The sequence below is a fragment of the Bacteroides sp. D1 genome (genome assembly GCF_000157095.2).
GTDB lineage: Bacteria > Bacteroidota > Bacteroidia > Bacteroidales > Bacteroidaceae > Bacteroides > Bacteroides xylanisolvens.
This window is the reverse complement of record NZ_JH114350.1, coordinates 354,554-381,514: the sequence shown is the minus strand read 5'-3', so window position 1 is coordinate 381,514 and position 26,961 is coordinate 354,554. Positions and strand designations below refer to the sequence as shown.

The 26,961-nt window shown below is 41.8% G+C and carries 26 protein-coding genes; 17 read left to right on the top strand and 9 right to left on the bottom strand.

The window, feature by feature from the left end; translation table 11 throughout:
* Nucleotides 1-10 precede the first annotated feature (10 nt).
* The 16 genes from BSAG_RS03410 to BSAG_RS03485 all read left to right on the top strand — a co-directional run bounded on the left by BSAG_RS03410 (nt 11) and on the right by BSAG_RS03485 (nt 17,271).
* Nucleotides 11-6,184 (top strand): hypothetical protein, encoded by a 6,174-nt coding sequence (locus BSAG_RS03410; RefSeq protein ID WP_008770956.1) that lies wholly within the window; start codon nt 11-13, stop codon nt 6,182-6,184.
* Nucleotides 6,185-6,186: 2 nt separating this feature from the next.
* On the top strand, nt 6,187-6,975 hold the full coding sequence (locus BSAG_RS03415) for a hypothetical protein (protein WP_004313377.1): 789 nt from the start codon (nt 6,187-6,189) through the stop codon (nt 6,973-6,975).
* Nucleotides 6,976-7,000: 25 nt separating this feature from the next.
* A complete protein-coding gene (locus BSAG_RS03420; RefSeq protein ID WP_008997728.1) occupies nt 7,001-7,810 on the top strand; it encodes a DUF1566 domain-containing protein in 810 nt (269 codons plus the stop codon).
* Nucleotides 7,811-7,956: 146 nt separating this feature from the next.
* The gene (locus tag BSAG_RS03425; RefSeq protein WP_004300306.1) at nt 7,957-8,364 is read left to right on the top strand and encodes a four helix bundle protein; all 408 of its coding nucleotides are present in this window, start codon (nt 7,957-7,959) and stop codon (nt 8,362-8,364) included.
* A 14-nt stretch (nt 8,365-8,378) separates the two neighbouring features.
* Nucleotides 8,379-9,800 (top strand): RNA-directed DNA polymerase, encoded by a 1,422-nt coding sequence (locus BSAG_RS03430; protein WP_004313376.1) that lies wholly within the window; start codon nt 8,379-8,381, stop codon nt 9,798-9,800.
* Nucleotides 9,763-10,041 (top strand): hypothetical protein, encoded by a 279-nt coding sequence (locus tag BSAG_RS03435; RefSeq protein ID WP_004300310.1) that lies wholly within the window; start codon nt 9,763-9,765, stop codon nt 10,039-10,041. The genes BSAG_RS03430 and BSAG_RS03435 overlap by 38 nt, the downstream gene beginning before the upstream one ends.
* A 203-nt stretch (nt 10,042-10,244) precedes the next feature.
* Entirely contained in the window at nt 10,245-10,532 is a 288-nt protein-coding gene (locus BSAG_RS03440) for a hypothetical protein (RefSeq protein WP_004313375.1), read from the top strand.
* A complete protein-coding gene (locus BSAG_RS03445) occupies nt 10,529-11,056 on the top strand; it encodes a hypothetical protein (protein WP_004311566.1) in 528 nt (175 codons plus the stop codon). The genes BSAG_RS03440 and BSAG_RS03445 overlap by 4 nt, the downstream gene beginning before the upstream one ends.
* The gene (locus BSAG_RS03450; protein WP_004313374.1) at nt 11,040-11,618 is read left to right on the top strand and encodes an N-acetylmuramoyl-L-alanine amidase; all 579 of its coding nucleotides are present in this window, start codon (nt 11,040-11,042) and stop codon (nt 11,616-11,618) included. The genes BSAG_RS03445 and BSAG_RS03450 overlap by 17 nt, the downstream gene beginning before the upstream one ends.
* A complete protein-coding gene (locus BSAG_RS03455) occupies nt 11,615-12,121 on the top strand; it encodes a hypothetical protein (protein WP_008770959.1) in 507 nt (168 codons plus the stop codon). The genes BSAG_RS03450 and BSAG_RS03455 overlap by 4 nt, the downstream gene beginning before the upstream one ends.
* A 158-nt stretch (nt 12,122-12,279) precedes the next feature.
* On the top strand, nt 12,280-12,894 hold the full coding sequence (locus BSAG_RS03460; protein WP_008997727.1) for a hypothetical protein: 615 nt from the start codon (nt 12,280-12,282) through the stop codon (nt 12,892-12,894).
* Between the two features lie 54 nt (nt 12,895-12,948).
* Nucleotides 12,949-14,010, top strand: coding sequence for a helix-turn-helix domain-containing protein (locus BSAG_RS03465; protein WP_004313372.1), 1,062 nt, complete (start codon nt 12,949-12,951; stop codon nt 14,008-14,010).
* Between the two features lie 29 nt (nt 14,011-14,039).
* Nucleotides 14,040-14,303, top strand: a complete 264-nt coding sequence (locus BSAG_RS03470) for a hypothetical protein (RefSeq protein WP_004313371.1) — start codon at nt 14,040-14,042, stop codon at nt 14,301-14,303.
* Between the two features lie 282 nt (nt 14,304-14,585).
* Nucleotides 14,586-14,795, top strand: a complete 210-nt coding sequence (locus BSAG_RS03475; protein ID WP_004313370.1) for an HTH domain-containing protein — start codon at nt 14,586-14,588, stop codon at nt 14,793-14,795.
* A gap of 127 nt (nt 14,796-14,922) precedes the next feature.
* Nucleotides 14,923-15,729: an EcsC family protein gene (locus BSAG_RS03480; RefSeq protein ID WP_004313369.1), complete on the top strand. Its 807-nt coding sequence runs from the start codon at nt 14,923-14,925 to the stop codon at nt 15,727-15,729.
* Nucleotides 15,730-16,167: 438 nt separating this feature from the next.
* On the top strand, nt 16,168-17,271 hold the full coding sequence (locus tag BSAG_RS03485) for a putative phage abortive infection protein (protein ID WP_229105646.1): 1,104 nt from the start codon (nt 16,168-16,170) through the stop codon (nt 17,269-17,271).
* Nucleotides 17,272-17,443: 172 nt separating this feature from the next.
* Here BSAG_RS03485 and BSAG_RS03490 read toward each other — a convergent pair whose 3' ends face one another.
* From BSAG_RS03490 to BSAG_RS03525, 9 genes are all read right to left on the bottom strand, one after another.
* On the bottom strand, nt 17,444-17,893 hold the full coding sequence (locus BSAG_RS03490) for a DUF5053 domain-containing protein (RefSeq protein ID WP_004311570.1): 450 nt from the start codon (nt 17,891-17,893) through the stop codon (nt 17,444-17,446).
* Nucleotides 17,894-17,934: 41 nt separating this feature from the next.
* Complete coding sequence (locus BSAG_RS25350) at nt 17,935-18,105, bottom strand: hypothetical protein (protein WP_004313367.1); 171 nt, start codon at nt 18,103-18,105, stop codon at nt 17,935-17,937.
* 97 nt (nt 18,106-18,202) lie between these two features.
* Nucleotides 18,203-19,426 carry a tyrosine-type recombinase/integrase gene (locus tag BSAG_RS03495; RefSeq protein WP_004318751.1) on the bottom strand — a complete coding sequence of 408 codons (1,224 nt, stop codon included), beginning with the start codon at nt 19,424-19,426 and terminating at the stop codon, nt 18,203-18,205.
* A gap of 367 nt (nt 19,427-19,793) precedes the next feature.
* Entirely contained in the window at nt 19,794-20,492 is a 699-nt protein-coding gene (locus BSAG_RS03500; RefSeq protein ID WP_004313366.1) for a LytR/AlgR family response regulator transcription factor, read from the bottom strand.
* A gap of 96 nt (nt 20,493-20,588) precedes the next feature.
* A complete protein-coding gene (locus BSAG_RS03505) occupies nt 20,589-21,650 on the bottom strand; it encodes a sensor histidine kinase (protein ID WP_004313365.1) in 1,062 nt (353 codons plus the stop codon).
* A 38-nt stretch (nt 21,651-21,688) separates the two neighbouring features.
* Nucleotides 21,689-22,909, bottom strand: coding sequence for an ABC transporter permease (locus BSAG_RS03510; protein WP_004313364.1), 1,221 nt, complete (start codon nt 22,907-22,909; stop codon nt 21,689-21,691).
* Nucleotides 22,910-23,049: 140 nt separating this feature from the next.
* Nucleotides 23,050-23,793: an ABC transporter ATP-binding protein gene (locus BSAG_RS03515; protein WP_004313363.1), complete on the bottom strand. Its 744-nt coding sequence runs from the start codon at nt 23,791-23,793 to the stop codon at nt 23,050-23,052.
* Nucleotides 23,794-23,841: 48 nt separating this feature from the next.
* Complete coding sequence (locus BSAG_RS03520; protein ID WP_004313362.1) at nt 23,842-25,062, bottom strand: efflux RND transporter periplasmic adaptor subunit; 1,221 nt, start codon at nt 25,060-25,062, stop codon at nt 23,842-23,844.
* Nucleotides 25,063-25,108: 46 nt separating this feature from the next.
* Nucleotides 25,109-26,506: a TolC family protein gene (locus BSAG_RS03525; protein WP_008770963.1), complete on the bottom strand. Its 1,398-nt coding sequence runs from the start codon at nt 26,504-26,506 to the stop codon at nt 25,109-25,111.
* Nucleotides 26,507-26,724: 218 nt separating this feature from the next.
* Here BSAG_RS03525 and BSAG_RS03530 point away from each other — a divergent pair, with 218 nt between their 5' ends.
* Entirely contained in the window at nt 26,725-26,961 is a 237-nt protein-coding gene (locus BSAG_RS03530; RefSeq protein ID WP_004313359.1) for a DUF4492 domain-containing protein, read from the top strand.

Below are 26,961 nucleotides of genomic sequence, written 5' to 3'. Positions count from 1 at the left end.
AAAGAGAATTATGACAGAAACAGAAAAACAACAGATTATTAGCCTTGTGTTACAAGCGTTGAAGACAAACAGTCTTACAATAGAGCAACTGACTGATACAACAGAGCTATCCAAAGATATGTACGTTGAAGTTAGTGGCGGTCGGAAAATATCTATTGATTTACTTTCAAGTACCATTGCTAAAATGGTGAATGGGGATTTTGATGCATTAGTGGAGAATGTCAATAAGATTGCAAAAGATTTATCGGATGGAGACGCCGAGTTATTGAAACGTATAACAGGAGTGTCTGATAAATCCAATCCTTTGACTGACCCATTTAAAAGTATTGGCTCTTTTACTACTATTGGTAGCTTTAAAGATAAATTAAAAACAATGTATTCCGGGGATTCTTCTATTGGGAATTATCGGTGTATTTTGTCTGTTGATTCGTCTAAGATTCCTGTAAATATACAAATTGAACGGTTGGAGCTTGATAAGGTTTGTCAATCATTCACTTCGTGTATACAACTGGCTACCATGTCAGACAATGCCGAAGGTGTATATTTAGGTACAGTTTGTACAATCTCACGAATAGGTATTGTTTCCAATGAGAGTGTTACATGGGGCAAATGGACCTCTGTAATAAATGACTTTGAGGAAAGGATAGGAAAAGCGAACGGTATCGCTCCTTTGAACGAAGAAAGTAAAGTTCCTTCTGAATGTCTGCCTGAACCGTTGTCTCTTGGGGAAGGTGAAGAAGAAGCTTTCCCCGGCAACCGTGGAAAGTCTTTGGAAGATACAATGAAAAATATCCCTTCCGATATAATCAAACCGGGTTCTTTCTCCGTCCTGTCTGACGCTTCCTATCTCAATGTGTATTTTAAGAAAGTGTCCAAAACAACCGGTAAAGAAACGGACGACAGCTTCCGTCTGCCTTCTGCTACCCTTGAACAAGCCGGCCTTTTGTCCGCCGAGGATAAGCAAGCCCTTGAGGATATGAAGAGCGGCACGCCCGCTGACGATGTAACACACCCCATCGTCATTGTTGATGAGATCCGCCCATTGAAAGACGGCTACTATACCCTTGAAACCGCTATTGCCGCCATTGTCTCCTATCAACAGGAATCTGGCGTCAAATATGAGCGAACGGGTCTCATCATTACTTACAAAACAGGCGAGTATGAAATGGAAACCCGGCAGTTCCAGGGTGCTGTGTCCGATTTTGCGACCCCTTCTCTTTGGAAACCCTTCGGGAATGGTGGTGGCGGTTCCGTTGTTGAAACTTCCGATGAACCGGCGGAAGGGGGAAAGGATGCCTTTTCAACTGGTGGCGCCTATGCCTATGTTCCGGCCAACCTCGACGTAAACGTGGAAACAGAAGGCATCGTAAAACTTCAGATGAAGAACGCTGCCGGTGAAACCCTTGGCGATGAAGTGCAGTTCGCTATCGGCACGGGTGGCGGCGGTCAAACTGGCGGTACCATTGTTGCCATTGCTTTCCAGTCGACACCTGTCTATGGCTCTTACGGCTCCACGCTACGAACCTTTGCCGCCATTCGTTCCGTGACCTCGAACGGTGTCGAATCCTCTGACAACCTGATTGAGAAACTAGAACTCGTAGACCGTGAAAGCGGGCTTACCGTCTGGACTGAAACCGTCAACAAAGCATCTTCCGGTGACATGAAGGACTTCTCCTTTGAACTGGACTTCACCGCATACTTTACGGCTGCCGGTACTCGGAAATTCAAGCTGATAGCCACTGACGAAAGCGGCAATACCGGTTCCAAGAATGTCAATGTAACAGCTGTTGATATTACCTGTACCTGTGTGCAGGTGCTCAACTATACCCCTGAAACTCTGCTTACTCCGACAACTGAAAGTTTCAGCCTTCCACTCTATAAGTTCGGAAACAATACCTCTGATAAAGGTATCAGTGCCCAGGTTGACATTAAGATTAACGGTGAATGGCAATCCTTGTCTACCGCCGTTGTCAATGACAACTACTCGCACTCCGTCGTAATCCGTCCTGCTTCCCTCGGCCTAGAACACGGTACCTATTCCTTGCGCATCCAAGGAACGGATGTCGCATCCGGAGTGAAAGGAAATGTCATTTACACGGCTGTCATGGTAATTGACCCGAATAGTTCCACACCTCTTGTCGCCTTGAGATACGATGATAAAAACGGTGGAGTAGTCCGACTGTACGAAACCGTAGAACTTGATGTTGCCTGTTATGACCCGTTGGAAATGACTTCACCCGTCAGCGTGAAAGCCAATGACGTGCAGGTAACACAAATTGCTGCCAGTCGTAACAAAACCTATCAGGTCAAACAACAACTGCAGGGCTACAAGGCTGACGGCACCGATACGGTCAACTATACCGCCGTATGCAAGGACGTGACTAGCGAACCTGTCCGGGTGACAGTTAGCGGTTCCGCCATTGACGCCGCCATAAAAGAAGGCGCCATCTATAACTTTGACTTCTCATCCCGTACCAATCAGGAAACTGACCATAGCATTGTCAGCGGTAATTATGAAATGAAAGTGGACGGTGCCAACTGGACTACCAACGGTTTTGGCACATTCTTGGGTGAGAACTGCCTTCGCGTAGCCGAGAATGTGGGCGTGTCATTAAACCATGCCCCGTTTGCCGGCTCGTCCATCGAATCCAACGGTGCCGCCATCCAGTTCGCTTTCGCTTCCAAGAACGTGACCGATGATGATGCCCTGCTCCTTAGCTGCTATGACGAAACGTCCGGTGCCGGCTTCTATGTCACCGGCCGGGTGGTCGGCATCTTCTGTAACAATGGCGTTTCCCGTCGTGAAGAACGCGCCTATCGACAGGGTGAAAAGATAACCGTAGCCGTGGTTGTTGAACCTGCAAACAACTACGTTGAACGTGACGGCACACGGTATTCCATGATGAAACTCTTCCTCAACGGTGAGGAAGTCGCCTGCCTTGGTTATGTTCCGGGCGGCGGCTCCCTGATTCAGACCAAGTATATAACGATGGACGGCAAACTGGGTGATTTGTATCTTTATTACATGATGGCCTGGAACTCCTATATGGAATGGGCACAGGCGTTCAAGAACTACCTTGTCCGTCTGACCGATACAGAGGTAATGGTGAAGGAATACGCCTTTGAGGACATCCTTAAAAGCCAGACAGCCGAGGGTAGTACCCAAAGCCGCCCGTCGGCTGCCGAAATCTATTCACGCGGTATGCCTTACATTGTCGAATGCCCCTATGAAGGCTCCGATATAGAAGCACTGGACGGCACCACTTCCACCAGTACGAAGATATACATCACGCTCTATTACTTTGACCCCGAACGCCCGTGGCGTAACTTCAAGGCCGTGAGTGTCCAAACCCGCAACCAGGGAACCACCTCTGCCAAACGCCCGGTAAAGAATAAACGCTACTACCTCGCCAAGAGCAAAGGCAAAAACAAGGACACTCGAATCATACTACTTAATCCGGACGATACGACGGAGGAAGGACGCCGTGCAATAGCCTTGGCTGCCATCAACAAAGTACAGGTCGGTGATAATACAATCCCGGTCGATGTCATTACCGTAAAAGTCGATTACTCCGATTCCGGCAATGCGAACGACTGCGGCGCCTGTGAAATGATGAACGTTACATACCGTGCCTTAGGTGGTAACTATATGACACCTGTCCAACGTGCATTTGACGGAACATTTGACAGCGGTGACTTGCATATCGAAGACTTGCAGATGAACCACTCTACCGCCAATCACCCGGTAGCCACCTATCGGTGTAAGGATGACAGCCTGCAAAACGTCTATTTCCATGCCAAAGGCAACTGGAAAGAAGACAAAGGGGAACAGTTCGCCCTCGGCTTCAAAGATACCCCCGGCTATAACAAAGGTTGCCTGAATTATGGTGACTTCATAGAGTTCTTCGGTACTCCTGACGAAACTTTAGACGCAATTGAGATACGCTTCAAACAGACTGACGGAGTCGATACGGACAGCGTGTACCTGCTTTCCCTGTATTGCGGTAGTTCGTACCGGATAATGAGGTATCAGGACAGCTCATGGAAAAAGCAGTCCGGTTCCATGAAGTATGAAAACGGCAAATGGAATGTCACCGGTGACGTCCTGAATCCGGTTGAAGGTTTCGAACTTCTTAACTACCAAGGTATGGACTGGTTTCAGGGCGTCGGTTCTGTTCAGGATATGATGGCCATGAAAACGGACAAGTCCTCATGGGTTCAAAAACTCGTGGATAACGGAACTATCTCTGCTGATACCTTCCCGGCATGGACTTACTACTTTGAATCGCTTGTCGATGATGACCAGCTCGCCATTGATTACGCTTTGGGTAAGAAAGTGCCCTATAACCTCTACCGATGGTTGCGCTTCTGTGATTCCTGCGATTACTCCAAAGGCGGGAACTGGCAAAGAACATGGAAGGAAAACCTGTATAAATACGCCTGCCCAGAAAGTGTCTTGAGTTATGACATCTTCACCGACTACCTTGCCGCCACTGACCAACGCGCCAAGAATATGCAGCCGATGTGGTTCTTGGAAGAGTATGCTTCCGTAACAGACGGTGTGTACAGCTCCGAGGATGCCATGCGCATGTACCTGAATAAAATCTATGACTGCGATACGCTCAATAGCAAGGACAATGACGGTGGTTGCACGGTTGATACCGAGGTGGACCCCAACCGGACGAGCGATGAAACATTCACTAACCCTTATGCTGGCTACGGCTCCGTTCTGTTTAATAACATCTATCTCCAGCAAGTAGTGTGGACTGACTCATCCGGTACGGAACTCTCCCTGCGTACCGTTGCCGCCGCCATGCGTAACGTTCAGGCGACCATTGACGGCGTCACCCTGCACCCGTTCTCACCCGAAGGAGCTACGCATTTCTTCATTGACAAACGGCTCAAAAAATGGCAGAAACTGGTTAGTTCTTACGACGGTGAACGGAAATACATCTCCTATACCGCCACCTCTGATGCTATTTACTTCTATGCCCTGCAAGGTCTTGGACTTACCGCCCTTCCGTCTTTCATCGAAAGACGTTGGCGTATTCGTGACGGCTATTTCCAAACTGGTGATTTCTTCAGCGGTGTAATTTCCGGGCGCGTATCTTCCAAATCAAACGCCACCATCCGGATTGTCGCTGCTAAAAACGGTTACTTCGGTGTCGGCAATGACGCTAGCGGCAACCTTTCCGAAAGCTGCTTCCTTGAAGCGGGCGAAGAATATGTATTCACCAACTTCTCACATGAGGAAGGCGCCTTGCTGTATATCTATCAGGCTGACCGCATGAAGCTGCTCGACCTGTCTGAAATCTCCCTGTCAAGTACGGTGAGCTTCTCCGCCATGCAACTTGTGGAAACCCTTATCTTGGGCTCTGACACCCATACAGAACAATCCATCGGTTCTTACGCACCGCTTACCTCGCTGAACTGCGGCGAAATGCCCTTCCTCGTATCACTCGATATCCGGAACACACAAATCGCTACGCTCGTTACCGACAAATGCCCACGTATCGCCCATATCAATGCGTCCGGTAGCAAACTGGAGAACATCACTCTTGCAGAGACTTCTCCGATTAATGACATCTCTCTTCCACCAACAATGACAAGCCTCCGTTTTGTCGGTCTTCCTGAACTGACCTATACCGGTCTTTCCGCCCCGTCCGGCCTGCAAATAGAATCCATGCCGAACGTCCAACGCCTGCGTCTTGAAACGTCGCCTCAACTTGACGCCATTCAGATGCTCCGTGACGTCCTCGCTTCACAAGCGGCATCCCGTAAACTTTCCATGCTCCGTATCTCGAACATGACACTGAAGGCTGACGGCTCCGAGCTTCTTGCCATTCTCGAATATGGAGTCGCCGGTATGGATGAGGACGGTAACAGACAGGATAAACCGGTAGTCAACGGCACGTACGAACTGACGGTTATCCGTGAAACGGATGAAATCGAATCCCTTGAATCCGGTATCGACGGCCTTGTCATCCTTACCGTCATAGATGCCTACATCGACCTGATCAACTGGTTCAATAATGAGTCTTATGGCGGGGAACCGTACTACGATAACGTAACGCTGGACAACATCAATGAAGTCCTTGAATATTATAACGGCGAAACCTACGAGGAATATCTCGAACGGTTTGCTGAAGACAATATGGATATTAATGATTTAATTAACAAGTAACTATGACTAATGAACAAAGCGCCACGCTGCTTCGCTTGAACAAACAGGCACAAGTAGCAGCACTGAACGCCGTTGGATTCTCGGATATCACCGAGAATTCCCGCGCATCTGAATTTGGACAACGTATCAAGTGGGCCGCCGGCCTGTTTGACCTTACTCTTGCCTGTAACCGTATTTCTGATAACTCCAAGGCATACTTTACCGCTGCCGAATGGAATTCCCTTACGCTTGCTAATAAGCAACTGTACATCAAACGCGGGCTTCGTATCCGTGCCCACGGACACTCCTTCGTAATCGCCGCCCAGGAGTGCTATAATGCCGATATGACTACTACCTTCTATTGGGGCGGTCAGGGTAAAGCCATAGACGGCCTGAATCAAAAAGGACTGGGTGCCATGTACGGCTGCTTCACGGGTGAGGAAGATACCGAGCTGATCATCACCGGCCTGAAGGACCAGAACAATAGCGGTGTAATCGGTGCGCCGGCTGCTGAAGCTGCCCGTGCATACCGTGCCTACACTTTGGAAAGTGACGGTATCGAGGATGAATCCAACTGGTTCCTTCCTTCATCCGGCCAAATGCTTCTGATGTACCGCTACCGGGATAAAATCAATGAGATGATGCGTACCTTTTGGAGTAGTGACAGTATGCTGATGACTGATAAATACTACTGGTCATCAACAATTTGGGATGTAAACTCCGCCTGGGCGTTCGAACTGAATACCGGGCGTATTACGAATCAAAACAAAAATTCAAATCTTCTCCATGTGAGAGCTGTTGCTTCCGAATAGTATTAACTTAATATTATACAATAAAATGGATAAAAATATCGCCAGTGCCATGCTTCTGCGCCTGAATAAACAAGACCAGATAGAAGCCTTACAGTCAATTGGTTTTACAACCGTGAATGAAAACACCCCCGCAAGCGACATCGCCAAATATATGCAATGGTCAGGTACGCTTCTTGACCTTTCTTTGGCTACGCTCCGGATTGAAGACGGTGAACAAGTCTTTTTCACGGCTTCCGAATGGAACTCCATGAGCGCGAATAATCGCTCCAAGTATATCCGTATCGGCATCCGACTTCGCGCCGAATGCCACCAGTTCATTATCGCCAAAAGCGACTGCGTTGACGCAGGCGGCAATAAAACGTTCAAATGGGGTGGCTACGGAACTGACCTACGCGGCCTGAAAAACTACGGCAGTGGTAACCAAGGACTCTATGATACCTTCGACGGCAAGGAAAATACCGATGTTATAATAGAAACCCTTGCAGGCGTCAAGGACACCCAGGGAACTGTCGGCGCCCCTGCCGCCGAAGTTGCCAGAGCCTATAAAGCCTGTACGCTTGAATCTGACGGAATTGAAGATACAACCGTGTGGAACCTGCCCGCATTGGGTGAACTTATGCTTATGGCCAAGTATAAAACCGAAATCAATGAGCTCATAACTTCTATGCTTGGCAATCAAAATATATTTACAAACGACTGGTATTGGTCTAGTACCGAATATGACGCTTCCAGCAGTTGGAACGTGAGCTTCAGCGGCGGCAGCGTCAGCTCGGGCCTCCGCCAGGGCGCGGGCCGGGTTCGTCCCCTCGCCGCAATAAACACTTTGTCCCTTTAATTCTTTATCCCTTAGAGAGTTAGCTAAATAAAAGCCCCGGTAGGGGCTTTTCAGATTCACTTTTTTGTGCTAAAATTGTGTTAATTGCTTTACAGTTATTAACTTTGCGCCCTCTAATACATACATTAAAATATCAAAAAATTAACATGGCACTTACACAAGACCTTCCTATATCAAATTCGATGTATAAGCTTCTGAACCTTATCATTGATGCCCGGCAACAATTCCCCAAGGCGTTCCGGTATGAATTTGGTACGGAGTTGATGATGCTTGCCGTCCATTGTTGCGAATATATCCGTTATGCAAATACAGATATGAACCTTGAGCACCGTGCAGATTATCTGATGAAGTTTTTGTGTGAGTTTGATGCATTGAAATTACTGCTAAGAGTGTGTGAAGAACGACATTTGACCAGCCTGACTCAAACTGCCGAAATCTGTCTGCTTGCAGAGAGCATCGGTAAGCAAAGTACCGGCTGGTACAAAAAAACGGTTGCAGATCTCCAACGGCAAAAAGCTAACGGATCGCAACAAGTCGCAAAGCCGGAGTCATAATCGCCAAGGGGATTATGAGTGAGCAATTAGAATTATTTATTGGGCATCCCCCCGGTGATGAGCCGGGAAAGACTAAGATAGCGGATGCAACGGCTTCCAGCAGTTGGAACGTGAACTTCAACAACGGCAACGTCAGCACGGGCAACCGCCAGGGCGCGGGCCGGGTTCGTCCCCTCGCCGCAACAGGTAATATAATCTATGACATACTTCTTAGCAGTATTTTCGAAGCATCCGAAGATTGTGCCAGGCAGAAAAGAACGAGTACGGATTGTGTTGAGTTCTATAATGATTATCAGTCCGCATTGGTGCGGCTATGGTATTCTATTATTTACGGTGAATATGTACCGGACTTTTCAAAAGTATTCATACGGACTTACCCGGTATATCGGGAGGTTTTTGCCGCCGCTTTCATTGATCGTGTTGTCCATCACTGGATCGCTCTTCGTATCGAGCCGATCTTAGAGGAACGCTTCCGGGAACAAGGAAACGTCTCCAAGAACTGCCGGAAAGGTGAGGGATGCTTGTCTGCCGTGCACTATCTGAATAACATGATAGTCGAGGTCAGTGAGCATTATACTGCCGATGCGTACATTTTCAAAGATGACCTGTTCAGTTTCTTCATGTCTATCTCGAAATCGTTGGTATGGGAAATGCTGAACATATTCGTAAGGGACAATTATAAAGGTGATGATATTGAATGTTTGCTTTACCTTCTAGCCGTTACTATCTTTCATTGTCCACAAAATAAGTGTATCAGACGCTCTCCCGTCTCCATGTGGGACAAACTTCCCAGTAATAAAAGTCTGTTTCATAATGACCCTGACAGGGGAGTGGCTATCGGGAACCTGCCGTCGCAACTCATAGCCAACTTTCTGGCGTCTGTATATGATTATTTCGTGATGGAAATACTGGGATTCAGACATTATGTACGCTTTGTTGATGACTTTTGTATCGTGGTGAAATCTCCGGAAGAAATATTGTCCAAAGTCCATCTTCTTGATGGTTTCCTGAAAGAACAACTCCTTTTACGGTTGCATCCACGCAAGCTGTATCTTCAGCATTATAAGAAAGGAGTCTTGTTTGTTGGGGCGTTCATTTTGCCGGGTAGAATTTATGTATCTAACAGGGTGGTTGGTAACACATATAACGCTGTCAGGAAATTTAATAGAATAGCTGAAAATGGATTTGCAGAAGCGTATGTTGAGAAGTTTGTGAGTACAATGAACTCTTATTATGGCCTGATGAAACACTTTGCAACGTACAATATCCGTCGTAAAATTGCAGCGATGTTACTTCCTGAATGGTGGGAATATGTTTATATCGAAGGACATTTTGAAAAGTTTGTATTGAAGAATAAATATAACCATAGAAAACAACTAATTAAACATATCAAAAAACATGGATCAAAAAAATATCTTACCGCGTGGGATTGCTAAGCCTATCGAGCAACAGCCGGACGGAACTTGGATTGTACGTCATCACTTCCGGGTGGTTGGTACCAGTGAGAATGGTGAAGAACTGGTAACTTTTGCCAGTTCGGAATATCCCGAGAAACCTACCTTGCAACAGATTCAAAGAAGTATTGACCGTTATCGGGTGTGTCTAACAATGTATGGAGATACAATTTCAGACGAAATAGAAAAGGTTGATCTTTCCGTGTATATGTTTACGGATTAATAGTTCAATCTGTTGGTTGTTTAGGGGTGCTTATCAAGCATCCCTTTTTTATTTATGGAAAAAGTGAAAATTATAATGTCTTGTTTTATAGATATTTATCATAGAATTGATTTCCAAGATTTTCCATTTTTGTAAAACTCGTTATTATACTCAATACATTTGTTCCATACAGAATATTTTATTAATAATTAAACGCTATGAGTATGGGTATAAAAGTATTGTATGATTGGCTTTTGCAATCTAACCGACCGGCACACGTCAAAGCCGGGATGTTCGTCTTTGTTGTAATGCTTATTTTCTGTTTCCTTCTATTAGGCATTGATTTCTGTAAATCTGCTATTGTTTCTTTAACGACAACCGCCATTGCCGCAATAGTGGTTGAGTACATTCAGAAAAAGTGCGGGTTCATCTTTGATTGGCTTGACGCATTAGCTACTGTTTTGCTTCCTGGGCTGATTACTGTGTTTTCAATATTGGTAGTAACTTTATGATTAATATTATGAGATGGTTATATGAGTTATTTAATGTAGACCAGATACGAATTATTTTCGTTTCGATGTTCAGTTCTCTTCTTGCTTATTTAACGCCGACTAAAGGTTTTCTTATAGCATTAGTTGTAATGTTTGGATTTAATATTTGGTGCGGAATGAGGGCTGATGGTGTTTCAATTATACGTTGTAAAAACTTTAAGTGGGATAAGTTTAAAAATGCCTTGGTCGAACTTCTCCTCTATCTTATAATCATTGAAGTAGTCTTCTCCTTTATGAGCTTGATAGGAGATGGTGAGAATTCATTGTTAGTTATTAAGACTATTACGTATGTATTTTCTTATGTATATCTTCAGAACGCATTTAAGAATCTGATTATTGCTTATCCTAGAAACAAAGGGTTTCGTATAATTTACCATGTAATACGTTTTGAATTTAAGCGGGCTACGCCTACACATGTACAAGGAATTATTGATAGAATCGAAAACGAACTAGATAAAGAGGAAAGATATGAAAATATTGATTGATAACGGTCACGGTAGTAATACTCCGGGTAAGTGTTCTCCAGATGGCAGGTTAAGGGAATACTCCTATACCCGTGAAATTGCTGGGCGTGTAGTATTTGAATTGCGTAAATTAGGTATTGATGCGGAACTGGTCGTGAAAGAGGAAATAGATGTTCCTTTGTCAGAACGTTGTAGGCGAGTGAATGAATATAAAACTTCTGATGCAATTCTTATTTCTATCCATTGCAATGCAGCCGGTAATGGTTCAAATTGGATGCAAGCACGTGGTTGGGAAGCATGGACCAGTGTGGGACAGACAAAAGCCGATAAGCTGGCTGACTGTCTGTATGCTACTGCTGAAGAATGTTTGTTTGGAATGAAAATACGGAAGGATATGGCAGACGGTGATCCAGATAAGGAGAGTAGTTTTTATATCTTAAAGCATACGAAGTGTCCGGCTGTTCTGACGGAGAATCTGTTTCAGGATAACAAAGAGGATGTGGATTTCCTGCTGTCAGAAGAAGGTAAACGGACTATTGTCTCTCTTCATGTGAAAGGTATTTGTAAATATCTGAAAGTATGAAAATGCTAATCTATATAACCATGTTCCTGATGTCAGGAATATGGTTTACTTCCTGCAAAACTTCTCATAGCATTGAGTCACAAAAGCAGATTGACTATTCAGGAGATTTTTTGTATTTGCGAAACTTAATTGAATCATTACAGCTGGATGTGAATAAGCAAACGAAAGTTACTACTGACAAGTTGAGTGATCTGAAAATTGAGAATAAAACAGTTTACTTGTCGCTTCCGGATTCAACCGGAAAACAGTATCTAGTCAAAGAAAGTACTACCACCGCTTCCAAACAGGAGCAAGAACGGAGTGAAGTTGATGAAACATTATCCATTACTTTGCAGCAGTTCTCGAATCGACTTGATACTATAAATAACAAGGTGAATGCTTTACTAAATCAAAGAGAGAAGGTAGTCGAGTTATCTTGGTGGGATTTGCATAAAGATAAAGTTTATTGCTATGTCATTGGCTTGATTCTTGCGGGATGGTTGGGGTGTAAATTTAAGAAATAAGCCTTTCTTTTATTGAAAATACAATTTTGGGGCGAAATTATATGTGATAAAATACAATATTGTGGAAATAATATATATCTTTGCAGCAAAAGAATATCTCTGTTGGCGCAGAGATAAACTTTAAATTCGGTGATGTAAAAATATAAAATTTTATTTTTATGGCAAAAATAAAGAATGTGGCTGAAACAGCCAAAAGGAAGCGTATAATAAACGCTAAAGAATGTGAATACGAACTTCGTGAGTCGTTAGAAAAGCTATTTGATGCTTTTTGGAATGCTGTACGTAATTATGAAAAAGAGGTAATACAAACCCCGTTTACAGCTCGTTGTCGAGGATTTGAAGCCTCCCTCTTAAACTCAAAAATAATTCAAAGTGTTCAGTCTGTTTTTAAAGATGACTGGACATTTGGAAAGTACAAAAGATTTATGCTTAGAGTTAATGGATATATTATGCTTTTTAAGAAATTAAATAGTAAAAATATGCCAATGAATGTTCCAACTCGTTTTTCATCATCTATTCAGAACCAAGAGCAAGGTTATTTGTTTGATATGTATGATAACGGGACAGAGCCTATTTTATTTTTTGGATATAATAAAAGTCGTTTTGGGGAGATTATAAATCCAAAATTGGTTTATATCGATGAAAACAGAGTGAGATGGACTATTTCTGAAAATGATATTTTTACGGTTAATAGAACAATGGATGTTCAGCCAGCCGCTGCGTCTCTCTCTGTACGCCAAAATATCAAAAAGAAAGAAGGAACAAATAATTAATAATATAATACATCACCGAATTTATTTTAGAAAACAACAATACTGATAGCAAAAATGGAAATCAACTATAAGCAGATAATATTTGCTCGTGAATATCGAGGTTACTCACAAACCGAGCTTGCTTCTAAGATTGTTGGATTGTCACAATCCAATTTATCTAAGTATGAGAAGGGTATTGGTCCTTTATCTACCGATGTGCTTAATCGCATAATTGATTTTCTGGGATTTCCAACTGACTTTTATGAGAAGAAAATCTCAAATATTGCAGAAAATGCGCATTACCGAAGGAAGAAAGGAATGACTAAAAATGAACGTTCCCAAATAGACCTTTCAAATAAGTTATTAGGTTATATTGTAGACCAAATGGGGGAGTCTGTGGAATTTCCAGATATGTCATTTCGAATGATTGACCTTGAAGATGGATATACACCCGAAACCGTGGCTCAGTACACCAGGAAGTATTTAGGCTTGAAAGATGAACCGGTTCGGAATATATTCTCTTTGCTGGAAAGAAATGGGATTATAATCATAGAATTGGATTATGATGTGGATCTATTTGACGGGGTTTCTTTTTTGACAGATGGTGGATATTATGTGATTATTATTAATAAGAATTTCAGTAATGATCATAAAAGATTCACTTTAGCACATGAACTGGGACATTTGATCATGCATACTTCAAATGAGTTTCTAATCTCTGAATATAGGGATAAAGAAGATGAAGCAAATAGATTTGCTTCAGAATTCCTTATGCCTTCTGATGCTATATCAAATTCTTTACGTGGACTAAAACTGCAGTATTTGGTGGAATTAAAAAGATATTGGTTAACCTCCATGGCATCTATTGTACGTAGGGCAAAAGATTTGAAATGTATTACTAACGAAAAATATAAATATTTTAGTATTGAACTAAGTAGAAGAGGATATAGAAAAAGCGAACCTGTGAGTGTATATATTGATATGCCGAATATGTACAATGAAGCTTATAAACTTCATAAGAATGAATTGGAATACTCAAATGAGGAAATGGCAACTGCATTTAGTTTGCCTATTGATGTTCTTACTAGATTTTGCTGTCCTACAAAAACTAATTTGAAATTAAGATTGAGTATATAATCTGTATATCTTATAAATATAATCATCATATGGCTAAAACAATAAAAAGATTCACTTATGCGGTGAAAGATAAATATGATAATATGGTAACTGTGTATGCAAGAATTGAAAAGGAAGGTGGTTTGTATTACTGGTATACAAGTCATTTGACAAAACCGCAAGATGCAGATGGAATAGGAATATATAACCCTTCTAATGTTGAGTCTAATCTTGATACTGCTGAAGCATTTTTGAAAGTATATATTAGTATGATGAAAGATTCTAAAGTAATTGTACCAAACAATCATTATTGATTTATTATTTTAGAGATAAGTTATGTTCTATTAATGATAAGTCCTTTTTATATTGTCCCGTCTCTTTGATTCGGGGCTTTCTTATACCTTTGCATCAGTTTTGGCTATGAACTTCATCTCCAAATTTGGCTGGCAATTGGAGTAGGTATCCGTTATGATGATGGAAGTCCTATCATTATTTGGACCTTATCAAAAAATATCATTTCAGAAGATGAAATAACGAAAGAGTTTCAAACTAAACTCATGTATGATAAAAAACACCAAAAACAGCATTAAAAAGATATGACATTACACGAAGCTATTATTAAATTGTTGAAAGAAAAGGGTACTCCTATGACAACAACAGAGATTGCAAATGCTCTAAATGAAAATAAATGGTATTTGAAGAAAGATAAAAGTGAAATTACTCCTTTTCAAATCCATGGGCGTACTAAAAACTACGATAAGCTTTTTCGTAGACTAGGAAATACTGTCTATTTGGTCACTGACTAATTACTATGGCAGAAGAAAATAAATATGCTCACAATTGCGTTTGTGAGGTAATTAACCTAAGGAAAGAAATTAAATTTATTTTTAATGGATTAAACTAATAAAGTAGTAAAACAGGTTTTGTAAAAAGATGAATATATACGAAGAAGGTCAAATTAAAGATATTAAAATTTGGAAAGCTACTGAACCATCGGTAGTTTCCAAAGCTGTAGGTTATATGACTAAGCCTATTGTTCTGGTTGCAAATAGGATTATCCCACAAAAAGCGATACAAGGTGCTCTAACAGGTTCTAATACTTTGGCAAAGTTAATTACTGATGAACAAGATATTATACGGGATGCAAAAGTTAATTCAATAATTGAGTTAAAAACAAAAGATCTTCAATTGTCCGATAAGTTAGCAGATGAAGTTCATAATTGGGCATTGGCCGGACTTGGTCTAGAAGGGGGAGTCGCTGGCTTTTTTGGCTTACCAGGTATGTTTGTTGATATTCCTATGGTTGTAACTATTGCATTAAGAACAATACATAAAATAGGAATTTGCTATGGTTATAAAGCATTAACATTAGAAGATACTCAATTTGTATATTCTATAATGTCTGTTGCCGGTTCTAATTCTATGCAAGAAAAGAATATGGCATTAGTTACTCTTAAACAATTAAATGTTATTCTTGTAAAACAAAGTTGGAAAAAAATGGCTGAAAAAGCTACTGTAAATAAGTATTGTAATGAAGCCATATTGATTACAATCAAGAGTCTAGCTAAACAACTTGGTATTAATATCACAAAAAGAAAGGCAATTCAAGCAATTCCTCTTATAGGTGCCGGTGTTGGTGCAACTATGAATATTGCTTTTATAAATGATATATGTTGGGCCGCAAGAAGAAGTTTCCAAGAACGTTGGCTTATTGATAATGGAAAAGTTCAATCGATTTAATTATTAGTTATATTCTTTCAAGACATCAGAAAGTAAGAAAGTACTAAGAGTATTTATTCTAGGGCTTTCTTCTCACTAAGTAGCAATCATAATAGAGTTTATAAGAGGTAGCTATTCGGCTACCTCTTAGTTTTGTAATCCCTCCAATCAACAACACACGAATCAACAAACTCTCAAGAAGGGTTACATAAGATAGTACTAATATATAATTGAAAAGTTCGGTAAGGATATAAAAAAGTGAGCACTTTTCTTTTAAGTCAAGTATAGCTATAATTGGTGAGCACTTATATTATATTGTTTGCTGTGATAAATAAGAACAAACTTTAGTACCTTTGGAATCTATTATTTCTGGAAATATTTTTTATTTATCAAAATCATGATTATATTTGAATTGATAATATTGTTTTAAAACTTATTAGATTTTGATTTATGATAAGAATGAAAAGAAATGTAAAAGGTTGGCTCGTTTGGGGAACTGTCATCCTCATATTAATTATAATAGTCATTTTAGCTTTCTATTTTATTCAGACCAAAGGTAAGTTTGCGGATAAACAGACCGACTGGGGTGAGTTTGGAAGTCTATTAGGAGCGATTGCAGGATTAATAGCATTCGTCGGAGTTTTATTTACATTAAGACAGAATAAACAGCAATTCTTGAATAGCGAGGATAGAGCTGTCTTTTTTGAGTTGCTTAGGATTTTTATTTCATATCGGGATGCCTTGCGAGTGAAAAGAATAGATTGGGTATATGATGAAAAACAATGTGAATGGAAAATAACTCCTTACAATGAGTTTTGTACACCAGAAAAAACTTATCGACAGATTTATGTAGAGTTATACCATACTTTCTATTTGGAAATAAGAAGAGGTATTCCTGAAAATTTTTCCAAAGAGGAATTTGTAAGGAGGATTATTCCCCAAAATATGTCTAAAGAGCAATGGATGTTTATATATGGTCAATTGAATGCTGCCATTAACAACATTTATTCAGAGCATGAATTTGGAATACATAAAGGAAAGATTAATATTTATCCTGTACATATAAACACTTATGATTACCTCTGTTTAAATGCGATTAAGATCTATTTTGAACAGAATAATTTCAAGCCCATAGCTGAAGCTTGTGCTAAAGCCGCTGATCATTGTTTTGCCCCATATAAAAATCAACTTGGCACATATTTTAGGAATGCTTATTATATTTTGGAAATGACTTCGGAATTCACTTCGCCCCTAAAATATTCGAATATATTTCGAGCGCAACTGTCAAAGTATGAACTTGTGTTGTTGTTTTTTAACTCATTTAGTTCATTATCAACAATTGAGACACGAAGGTTATACTTGAATGCCGATTTGTTCAATAACCTTGAGTTGAAAGATGTGCGATTGAAAGAGGGGATAAATGATGAATCTGTATCCCGCCGAATGGAATATATACATTTTCCACCAGTCTTGTTTCAAAAGGCAAACAAAAACGAATATATGTCTAGTAATTTGTTGGAAAAATTGTACAATGTGACTCTTTCAGAAAATAATATACTATAGAATGTTCGGTAGAAATAAAAAAGTGAGGGGAACCACCCCCTCACCAAAGTCAAACCAAAATAATCCGAATTATGTCCGTATTATCTTGATGTTGCAAAGATACAATTATTTTTCGATTAGACAATAAAAATCCCTGCATCGGCTCAATGCAGGGATGGTGTCAAATAAGAGCTTAACTGATTTTTAATGATGTCTGATGAATCATTTCGCTAACATCGTTCAAAGCGTTCAGGAACGTTTTGAGTTCATTGTCAGTAAAGCGAGCCTTTTTCCCGTTGACTATATTTCCGTTAATACGCTGATATAGCCAGTTTCTACTTTTACCAAAATATTTCTTTGCAATATAACTGAATGAGATTGCTTCGGGCAATTCTCCAAGTTTATCACGTAATATGGCTTCTTCCGCTCTTTCTATATAATCATTGCAGGCATTTACCGTTGCTTTTAGCCCAGCTTCAGATGCTTTTTTGTAGGCTTCCTTTTGGGCTTCCGGTAGTTTATTATATTTATCCTGCATTTCCTTTTTGAAAGCTTCTTTTTCTTCTGTGGTTTTTAGTTCTTTGAATCTTTCAAAGTCAGCCTGCATTTCTTTTGTTGGCAGGCAATCATTCCAATCTATCATAGCTTTTAATGTTTGTCCCTCCCCGAAGGGAGGGATGTTAATTACAACTTTTTTAATTTCTCTTGGATTTCGTTCATCCGATCGAGTATGTCATTTATAAGCGCTTCCCGTTCTTTGGCATTTTCAGGAACCCCATAGGCCTCGTGAAAAGAAGCGAGAAGTTTTAAATTCTCATACTCTTGTTCTAATTCTTTTTTTTCTTCATCTTTCATCAGTTAAACATTAAAATTAAGAACTCTTATTTGACACTACAAAGATAATAAGCATTTGGTTATTATGCAAATTCTTAGTGATTTATTTTATATGTGATTATTCATTTTTCAAGTTGTCAAGTATTTCCCTGATTGCTTTATCAGCGTGTTTTCTCATTATTGTGACATAGTTGAAGATTGGTCTATCTTCTTTCATTGACTGCCCGATACAGTATTCCAGTGTACTAAGAGGAATTCCCAGGTCATATCCATGTTGGACGAAAGATTTGCGGGCTGAATATAGGGTGAATTTATGCCTGATTCCTGCCACCTTGCCTAATTGACTGATTTTCCTAGCCAGCAGGTTATAGCAGGAGGTATAGTTCTTGTATTTCCCGAATATAATTTTCCCTGTATTCTTTTTCATATACTTTTTTATAATGGGCTTTGCTTCTTCGGGAATGGAAAAGGAAATCAGGGAGTCCCCCTCTTTGGTGTTTTTGGTCTTTTTTCGGATGTAGTTTATTTCATCCGTCCGGAAATCGTATGCTAGTATGTCTACTAGGTTCATGCCGGCAAGATAATAAGTAAGCATGAAAATGTCCCGTGTGACGTTGAGATTGTAATGCTCTAAATTGGCGTCCCTGATTGTCTTGAGTTCTTCGACGGTGATTTGCGTTTCCCTCTTTTGGGCTGATGGAATTCTGGCTGTGATGAAAGGGTCGATATCGTAGGTGACGTATCTCATCTTTATAGCATAGTTAATGATAACCTTTAGGAGGGTTATGTAGATGTTGATTGTGGTGCTTGACAGCTTTGTCTTTTTGAGCCATGATATGTACTGGTTCATTCTGATAGGGGTAATATGTTCCATGAGAGAACCGTTCCCGATGAATTGCATAAACTTGTTTGTGGCCAGCCGATAGAGTTTGTATGTCTTGGTACGTTCTTCTTCATCTATTTGGGACAGATATTCATCCACGATATCCTCGAACTTACGATGCTTTTCTCCGTTTAACGGGTTAGTTATCATTTTGACTAATTGCGTGCACGTGAGCGAATCAGGGTAGTCCAGTTCCATGTATCGCTTGAAATAAAGGTTGTATAGCTGTTGTAATTTTGTATTGAGAAAATCCTTGTCTGGACGGTGTACTATTTTACCGTTCTTAAACTCGTTTTCCCTTACCACTATATCCGTGGTGATGAATCTCGTTTCAGAGTTGTGTGCGACTCGAATTCTTATTTTATGTGTCCCGTCTGATAACCTTTTTGCGGGAACTATTACCAATGTTAATGTAGCCATAATTTGTGTTTTTAGGGTAAAAATGGCGTTTTCGACCATTATTTTTTTAACATCCTATTGTAATTTACTTATAATCAGATTCTAATCCGGGAATTTTCCGACCATAATCCGACCATTTTATAGCGTCAAAAGTGACGTTTTTGCTCTCTATTATAGACTACTAATTGATAGGAAAAATAGTTCGATTGTGCTTTTAATATGCTGTATATCAATAAAATAAAAATCGGAAGCTCATGCTCGCTCGCAGGCTTCCGATCAACACAAAAACTAAACTAGACTTAACTAAACTATTCTATTCTTGGAATTTCACAATCCCTTTCTGTTCTTTGCAAAGGTAGATATAAAACGGATTTTGGCAAACTATAATCGACAAAAATCACTTTTTTACCGATAAAATAATGAATAATCAGCTCCTTTCGTCAAGAAAAGTCTGAAAAACTTGCTTGTAACTATCGCTGATAGGAATATATGTCTTGTCAAACACGATACGTCCGCGGTCAATCACACGTATTTTATCTTTCTGTACGATAAAGGAGCGGTGCACACGTATGAAACGACTGGATGGCAAGAGCTCTTCCATGGCTTTCATACTCATCAGTGACAGGATAGGTTTGGGAGCGTCTTCCGTATATATTTTAATGTAATCTTTCAGTCCTTCGATATACATGATTTTCTTCAAGTCTACTTGTACCAGTTTGTAGTCACTTTTCACAAAGATACTGTCTATCTCTTCCGGTTTCTGTACGAGTTCGAACCATTGGAGAGCTTTGTTGGCAGCTTGCAGGAAATCAACGTATGAGATTGGTTTCAGCAGGTAATCGAGTGCATTGACACGATAACCGTCGATGGCATACTGTCCGAAAGCGGTGGTAAATACAATGCGCGTATGCGGATCTACCATCTTCGAGAACTCCAGACCGTTAAGCTCCGGCATCTGAATGTCCAGAAACAGGAGGTCGACCTCTTCGCCCGGCAATTCTTTCATCGCCTGAACCGCACTGGAATACTTTCCTGCAAGTTGCAGGAACGGAGTCTTATTCACATAACTCTCTAACAAGCTAAGAGCTAAAGGTTCATCGTCAACGATTGCGCAACGTAACATCATACTATTTTATATCTAAAGTTTTATATCCAAAATCTTGTACTTGACGCTTTATACTAAACATTGGTACTTGACGTTTTATACTGAACGTCTTTCTTTCTACTCTCTAATCTTGATACTTAATCTCGATTCGTATACCTTTTCATCTTTTGAGACGCCTTTCAACCACGTATAAGCTCCGGGATAAAGTATCTCCAACCGACGGCTGACTTGTTCCAATCCCACGCCCGAGCCACTCTTATCCTCCACTGTCTTAGGATGATTACTATTGCGGATTTCACACACCACTTCGTTGTCATTCTCCAAAATATGAATACTGATGAAACTCGATTCAGTAGGGGAGATGCCATGCTTGAAAGCGTTCTCTATCAAAGAGATAAAGATAAGCGGGGCAATGAGCGTCTGACTGTCGGGCTGAATATCGAATTTAGTAATCATCTGCACGTTGGCGGACAGACGGATGCGCATCAGTTCGATGTAATTGCGGATAAAATCGACCTCCTTACAGAGAGGAACGTATGTCTGCTGGTTATCATATAACACATAACGAAGCAGTTTGCTCAACTCCTGAACTGCCTGTTGCGCCTTGTCCGAATCAAATGCAATCAATGCATAGATGTTATTCAGCGTATTCAGCAGAAAGTGCGGGTTCAGTTGGTTCCGCAGGTTCTTCAGTTCCGCTTCCGCACGGTTCCGTTCCGCCTCTTTTCGGGCAGCTTCATTCTGTGTCCATCGGGCACTCATGCGGATAGCGGCACTTAGTCCGATAGTGAATACGAGACTCAACATATCCCTAAGGAAAAACAACCATCCCGGAGGCATCCCCGGTCTTTTTGATTTGGGAGCGAATGACGGATCGAACGTCAGACTTTGCCAGAGATGAAGCAACACACCGATGGCGCATAAAAAGATAATATTGTAGACCACATATCTTTTGGCCTGACTCTGGAAAAGATAGCGCGGCACAAGAATGAAATAATTCACGTAGAACACAATCATGAAAGAGAGTGGTACGGCAAGGTGGCGTGTATAAGCCATCCAGTTGATGTTCCCGTTTCCACGTTCGACGAAGAAGAACGGGAAACCGAACATAATCCCCCAGCTGATAATGTGTATCAGTACTTCCAGGGGACGACGTGCGGATGTAAAGGTTTGTTTCATAAAGACAAAGATAATTCTTTTATTGGTAATTATCCATTTTATTCGTATCTGATGGCTTCTATCGGATCTAAATCTGCTGCTTTCTTAGCCGGATACCATCCGAAGAAGACTCCTGTAACTGTACATACTGCGAAGGAGAGGAATACGCTCCACGGCTGGATATAGATAGGCCAATGCGCTACGCTCTTGACAATCCAACTGGCTCCGCAGCCGATAATCACTCCGATGATACCTCCCGTGATACTAATCATGATGGCTTCGATGAGGAATTGACTTAGAATGTCGACCCCGCGTGCGCCGACAGACATACGCAGACCGATTTCACGGGTACGCTCCGTAACGGATACATACATGATATTCATAATCCCGATACCACCCACTACCAGCGAAATACCTGCGATGCAAGCAAGCAGGGTAGTCATCAAATCGGTGGTTGAGTTGAGCATCGTGCTCAATTCCTGTTGGGTACGGATGGTGAAATCATCGTTATCCGAAGCCTTCAGTTTATGGTTGCGGCGGAGGATTGTACTGATTTCGTCAGTTGCATAGTCCGTCATATCCTCGGTGAGGGCAGAGGCAAACACTCCCTGCAAATACGTAACGGCAAGCAGACGTTTCATTACGGTGGTATATGGCGCAAGCACTACGGCATCCTGGTCTTGTCCCATAGAGTTGTATCCTTTTGCTTTGAGCACTCCTACTACACGGAAAGGTATTTTGTTGAAACGGATAATCTTACCAACCGGATCACTTCCGTCCGGAAACAGATTGTCGACTATGGTCTTTCCAATCACGCACACTTTGGCCGAGCTCTGTATGTCAGCTTCTGTAAACATATCTCCGTTCTCAACAGTCAGTTGGCGAATATCGAGATATTCTGTTCCGACACCGTTCACCGAAGCCGGATAGTTGTTGTTACCGGCAATAAGCTGTCCCGATGACGAAACATTGGGACTGATGGCAGACAGGAAACTGGTCTCATCGCGCAAGGCCTCGTAGTCGGCAAGCTTCAAGGTCTGCATCGCAGACGGGTCCTGCCGGACACCTCCACGCATATCGGCTCCCGGATGAATCATAATCATGTTCGATCCCATCTCGGAAATCTGCTGCTGGATGCTTTTCTTCGAACCTTGTCCGATAGCCAGCATCGTGATGACGGAAGCAACACCGATAATGATACCGAGCATGGTTAGAAAAGCACGCAGCTTATTGTTCGCCAATGCCCGGAGAGCTATCTTTAATAAATTAGTTCCATTCATGTTTATAAAGTTATGGAGTTATTAATGGGGTTCTGAAGGTATAAGGCTATTATAAGGTTATAAAGTTATGAGACTGTAAAATGTTGGCATGATGCTCTAAGCATATCATCTTATAACTTCATTACTCCTTATCACATTAATTAATCCTCGTCATTCTTCGGCAATGCCGCCAGTGCTTCGGCGGCAGACAGAATTTTCGGATTGGCAGTATCCTCGATAACCTGCCCGTCACGCAGACGGATATTCCGGCTGCTATATTGCGAAAGTTCGGGATTATGTGTCACAAAGATAATCGTACGTCCCTCTGCATGAAGTTTCTGAAACAGTACAAGTATCTCGAAGGAAGTACGGCTATCGAGGTTTCCGGTCGCTTCGTCGGCAAGAATCACTGCCGGGTTGTTGACCAACGCACGTGCAATGGCTACCCGTTGCATCTGTCCGCCGGACATCTGGTTGGATTTGTGTTCCAGACGATCCCCCAATCCTACAGCCTGTAAAGACTCGATAGCGCGGCGACGACGTTCGGAAGCACTGACGGCAGAGTTATACATCAGCGGTAGTTCCACATTTTCCACAGCCGTTGTTTTAGGCAACAGATTGTAGCTTTGGAACACGAATCCAATCTTCCGGTTTCTTAGTACCGCACGTTGAGGCTTGCTCATCGTACGTACGGGAATATCGTCGAGCAGATACTCTCCGCTGGTCGGGGTGTCTAGGCAGCCTAATATATTAAGCAGCGTAGACTTCCCCGAACCGGAAGTACCCATGATGGTGACAAACTCCCCTTCATTGATATTGAACGAAACGCCCCGCAATGCGTGAACGGTCTCGTCGCCTACCTGAAAGTTACGTTTGATATTTTGTATTTCAATTACTTTTTTCATCGTCAATAATGTGCTAATGCGCCAATTCGTTATTGGCACATTGAATAATTATTTTTTCTTCTTACTTCCCGGAGGACCCGGCATGAACGGACTTCTTTCTCCGCTATTTTCCATATTTCCTTCAGGTCCCATGTTTTCACCGGGCATTACACCTATAGTAGCTTCGGTTACCACCTTTGTCCCTTCGGGAATACCACTGATAATTTCGGTGGATATGCCGTTGCTGATTCCCACTTCTACCGGATGAGCGGTGAATGTAGTTCCTTCGCGCGTCCAAAGTTTATGTTCGCCTTCGCAATCTTTTACGATGTCATTATTGCCGATTAACGGTTTTTCCGGTGTGAATCGTAAGGCTTTGTTTGGAACGGACAATACGTCTTTTTTGTCAAGGATATAGATCGTGACATTAGCCGTCAAACGCGGCTTCAGTTTCAAGTCGGGGTTGGGGGCAGAGATGACTACTTCGTAAGTGACTACTGTTGAAGTGCTGTTCGTGCTGCTCGTACTGCTTGCGTCGCCCAAACGAATCTGGGTAACGATCCCTTCGAATACATCATTCGGATAAGCATCTACCGTGAAGCTGGCACGTTGGCCTTCTATGATACCACCTATATCAGCTTCATCTACGTCGGCTACTACTTGCATCTGTGTCAGGTCGGCAGCAATGGTAAACAGTGTCGGAGTTTCGAATCCGGAAGCAACGGTTTGTCCTGCTTCTACATCACGGCTGATGACTACTCCGTCAATCGGTGAAGTAATGGTAGCGTAAGATAGGTTACGCTCCGCTTTCGCGAGCGATGCCTTACTGCTGTCATAGCTGCTTTTCGCTTTCTGATAATTGTAGAGTGCCTGTTCGAAATCCGTATCACTAATCAGTGACTTTTCGTGCAAGCCTTTGCTGCGTTCATAATTCTTTTTCTGATATTCATATTCAGCTTTCGCACCATCGTAAGTTGCCTGCTGTGAGGCCAGTTCACTTTGCAATGTGACGCGGTCCATCTCAGCAATCAGTTGTCCTTTGGTTACTACCGAGTTGTAATCTACGTAAATTTTGTCGATGATACCGGACACCTGCGTACCGACTTCTACTTCCGTCACCGGTTCGATCGTTCCGGTAGCAGTCACCGAATTTGAAATATCGCCTTTACTGACAGTAGCGGTGGCGTACGTCACTTTGTGTTTGGCGGGTGAACCGGCAAAGAGCCATATTCCTGCTCCTACAACCACAACGACTACTACGGCGATTAGAATAATCTTTTTCGTTTTCATTCGTTTATTATGCTTTTACTTATTTATAATGCTGATTTTATACTCTTTATAAAGCTAATTGATCTCCCTGATAGAACTTCAGCAACTGTGTATTCAGTATAGCCATATATTTAGCCTGAAGCTGTTCCTGCTGTGCTTGCAGCAAATTATTCTTTTCAGTAAGGAGTTCTACGGTATTCTTCATTCCCAGATTAAACTGTTCGCTAATCAACTCATAGCTGATTTGTGTACTTTTCAGCTTTTCGTTTGCGGCAGCATAACGCTGTTGCGCGCTGTTGGCATCCAGCCAAAGGCTTTCAATGGTTTTGTACAGTGCCTTTTGTTCGTCAAGCAAGGATAATATGCTCGTTTCGTACTGCAATTTAGCTTTTTGTACGGCACTTTTCGTTTGACGATTATTGAAGATAGGCACACTGACAGACAATCCGATAGAGTTGTTCCATCCGTTCTTCACTTGTTCTCCGAAGGTAAAGTCGCTGCCGCTGGTATGGTTGGTTCCGATTCCTGCGCTAAGGCTGATGGTAGGGAAATAGCTCGATTTAGCGATATTGATACCCAGTTCAGAAGCCTCTACATTCAGTTTGCTCGCTTCAATCTCCGGACGAAGGCTCAATGCGCTGATGTACACATCTCTTTTGGTAGGCAGCGGAGCCAGCACATTTTCGTCGGACAGGGCAGGGAGGTAGATGTTCATTTCATTCTCCCCATCCAGTTCGAGCAGTTGTTTCAGTTGCAATTTGTAATCTTCAAGAGTGGCTTGCGCGGTGACAAGTTGGTATCGGTCGGTGCTCACCTGTGCTTCCAGTTGCGCGAGGTCACTTTTGGCAATACTTCCGGCATTCAGAAGTTCCTGTCCTCGGTCGCGCTGCGCAATGGAAACTTGCAGGGTGTTTTCGTTTACTTTCACAGATTCGGCTGCATAAAGAATCTGGATATATACTTGAGCGATGGACTCCTGAATATTATTTTCGGAAGTCGCCACATCCAGCTCGGCCATCTGATTATTCAACTTCTCCTGTTGGATGGTTTTCAACCGTTTATTACCATTATATAGAGTCCACGAAGCATTCAGTCCATAATTACCGTTGTAGCTCGTTTTGCTGTTGCTACTGATAATCTCGCTACCGCTCACCCGGCTACTTGTCTCCTGATACGGACGATTCACCACCTGTTGGCCGGTAGAAAACGAAAGGCTGGGAAACAAGGCAGCTTTAGCTGTCTTCACATCAATCTGCGTGCTGACCGCAGTGATCCGGTTTTTGCGAATTGTAATGTTCTGCTCCTTTGCATAGTCGATGCATGACTGCAAGTCCCATTGATCCGGGATTTTCGTTTCTTTCAGCGTATCGACTTGCAGCGGAGAAACCTGGGCAGATATGCCGGACAGCATACTTGCTCCAAGAAATGTCATCACTGTCAATCTTCTTACATTTATCATATTCATACTTCTATTGATTTACTGTTAGCGAAGGTACGTACATATTATATATGCCGCAAAAACGATAGACGGATGACGTTATTTCGCCGTTAAATGATTTTTTTCTGTCGATAGGTCGGTTTTTGAAGAAAAACACGACAAATCTTGCAACTTTTTTGACTACTTGTTTGTTTTAATTATAAAAAATGTATATTTGTACTCATTACAAATTATAACGTAAACATATGAAGAATACACTGCTTACGATCTGGAATTTCTATTTGGAGGGCTTCCGTAGTATGACCTTAGGACGTACTCTATGGGTTATTATTTTGCTGAAATTATTCGTCATGTTCTTCATCCTCAAAATGTTCTTTTTCCCTGATTTCCTCGGCGACCACCCAACGGATGCCGACAAAGGTACATACGTGGGAAATGAACTGATAGAACGTGCCATCCCCGATAAATCTACTGATTTTTAA

Bases quoted from the DNA above. Each gene is read 5' to 3' on its own strand.
- BSAG_RS03495 (WP_004318751.1), bottom strand. From the start codon at position 19,426: ATGGTCGAAAACGCCATTTTTACCCTAAAAACACAAATTATGGCTACA.
- BSAG_RS03430 (WP_004313376.1), top strand. From the start codon at position 8,379: ATGAGTGAGCAATTAGAATTATTTATTGGGCATCCCCCCGGTGATGAG.
- BSAG_RS03445 (WP_004311566.1), top strand. From the start codon at position 10,529: ATGATTAATATTATGAGATGGTTATATGAGTTATTTAATGTAGACCAG.
- BSAG_RS03420 (WP_008997728.1), top strand. From the start codon at position 7,001: ATGGATAAAAATATCGCCAGTGCCATGCTTCTGCGCCTGAATAAACAA.
- BSAG_RS03505 (WP_004313365.1), bottom strand. From the start codon at position 21,650: ATGAAACAAACCTTTACATCCGCACGTCGTCCCCTGGAAGTACTGATA.
- BSAG_RS03475 (WP_004313370.1), top strand. From the start codon at position 14,586: ATGACATTACACGAAGCTATTATTAAATTGTTGAAAGAAAAGGGTACT.
- BSAG_RS03490 (WP_004311570.1), bottom strand. From the start codon at position 17,893: ATGATAGATTGGAATGATTGCCTGCCAACAAAAGAAATGCAGGCTGAC.
- BSAG_RS03465 (WP_004313372.1), top strand. From the start codon at position 12,949: ATGGAAATCAACTATAAGCAGATAATATTTGCTCGTGAATATCGAGGT.
- BSAG_RS03460 (WP_008997727.1), top strand. From the start codon at position 12,280: ATGGCAAAAATAAAGAATGTGGCTGAAACAGCCAAAAGGAAGCGTATA.
- BSAG_RS03520 (WP_004313362.1), bottom strand. From the start codon at position 25,062: ATGAAAACGAAAAAGATTATTCTAATCGCCGTAGTAGTCGTTGTGGTT.
- BSAG_RS03525 (WP_008770963.1), bottom strand. From the start codon at position 26,506: ATGAATATGATAAATGTAAGAAGATTGACAGTGATGACATTTCTTGGA.
- BSAG_RS03485 (WP_229105646.1), top strand. From the start codon at position 16,168: ATGAAAAGAAATGTAAAAGGTTGGCTCGTTTGGGGAACTGTCATCCTC.
- BSAG_RS03510 (WP_004313364.1), bottom strand. From the start codon at position 22,909: ATGAATGGAACTAATTTATTAAAGATAGCTCTCCGGGCATTGGCGAAC.
- BSAG_RS03480 (WP_004313369.1), top strand. From the start codon at position 14,923: ATGAATATATACGAAGAAGGTCAAATTAAAGATATTAAAATTTGGAAA.
- BSAG_RS03470 (WP_004313371.1), top strand. From the start codon at position 14,040: ATGGCTAAAACAATAAAAAGATTCACTTATGCGGTGAAAGATAAATAT.
- BSAG_RS03440 (WP_004313375.1), top strand. From the start codon at position 10,245: ATGGGTATAAAAGTATTGTATGATTGGCTTTTGCAATCTAACCGACCG.
- BSAG_RS03415 (WP_004313377.1), top strand. From the start codon at position 6,187: ATGACTAATGAACAAAGCGCCACGCTGCTTCGCTTGAACAAACAGGCA.
- BSAG_RS03450 (WP_004313374.1), top strand. From the start codon at position 11,040: ATGAAAATATTGATTGATAACGGTCACGGTAGTAATACTCCGGGTAAG.
- BSAG_RS03515 (WP_004313363.1), bottom strand. From the start codon at position 23,793: ATGAAAAAAGTAATTGAAATACAAAATATCAAACGTAACTTTCAGGTA.
- BSAG_RS03530 (WP_004313359.1), top strand. From the start codon at position 26,725: ATGAAGAATACACTGCTTACGATCTGGAATTTCTATTTGGAGGGCTTC.
- BSAG_RS03435 (WP_004300310.1), top strand. From the start codon at position 9,763: ATGGATCAAAAAAATATCTTACCGCGTGGGATTGCTAAGCCTATCGAG.
- BSAG_RS03410 (WP_008770956.1), top strand. From the start codon at position 11: ATGACAGAAACAGAAAAACAACAGATTATTAGCCTTGTGTTACAAGCG.
- BSAG_RS25350 (WP_004313367.1), bottom strand. From the start codon at position 18,105: ATGAAAGATGAAGAAAAAAAAGAATTAGAACAAGAGTATGAGAATTTA.
- BSAG_RS03455 (WP_008770959.1), top strand. From the start codon at position 11,615: ATGAAAATGCTAATCTATATAACCATGTTCCTGATGTCAGGAATATGG.
- BSAG_RS03500 (WP_004313366.1), bottom strand. From the start codon at position 20,492: ATGATGTTACGTTGCGCAATCGTTGACGATGAACCTTTAGCTCTTAGC.
- BSAG_RS03425 (WP_004300306.1), top strand. From the start codon at position 7,957: ATGGCACTTACACAAGACCTTCCTATATCAAATTCGATGTATAAGCTT.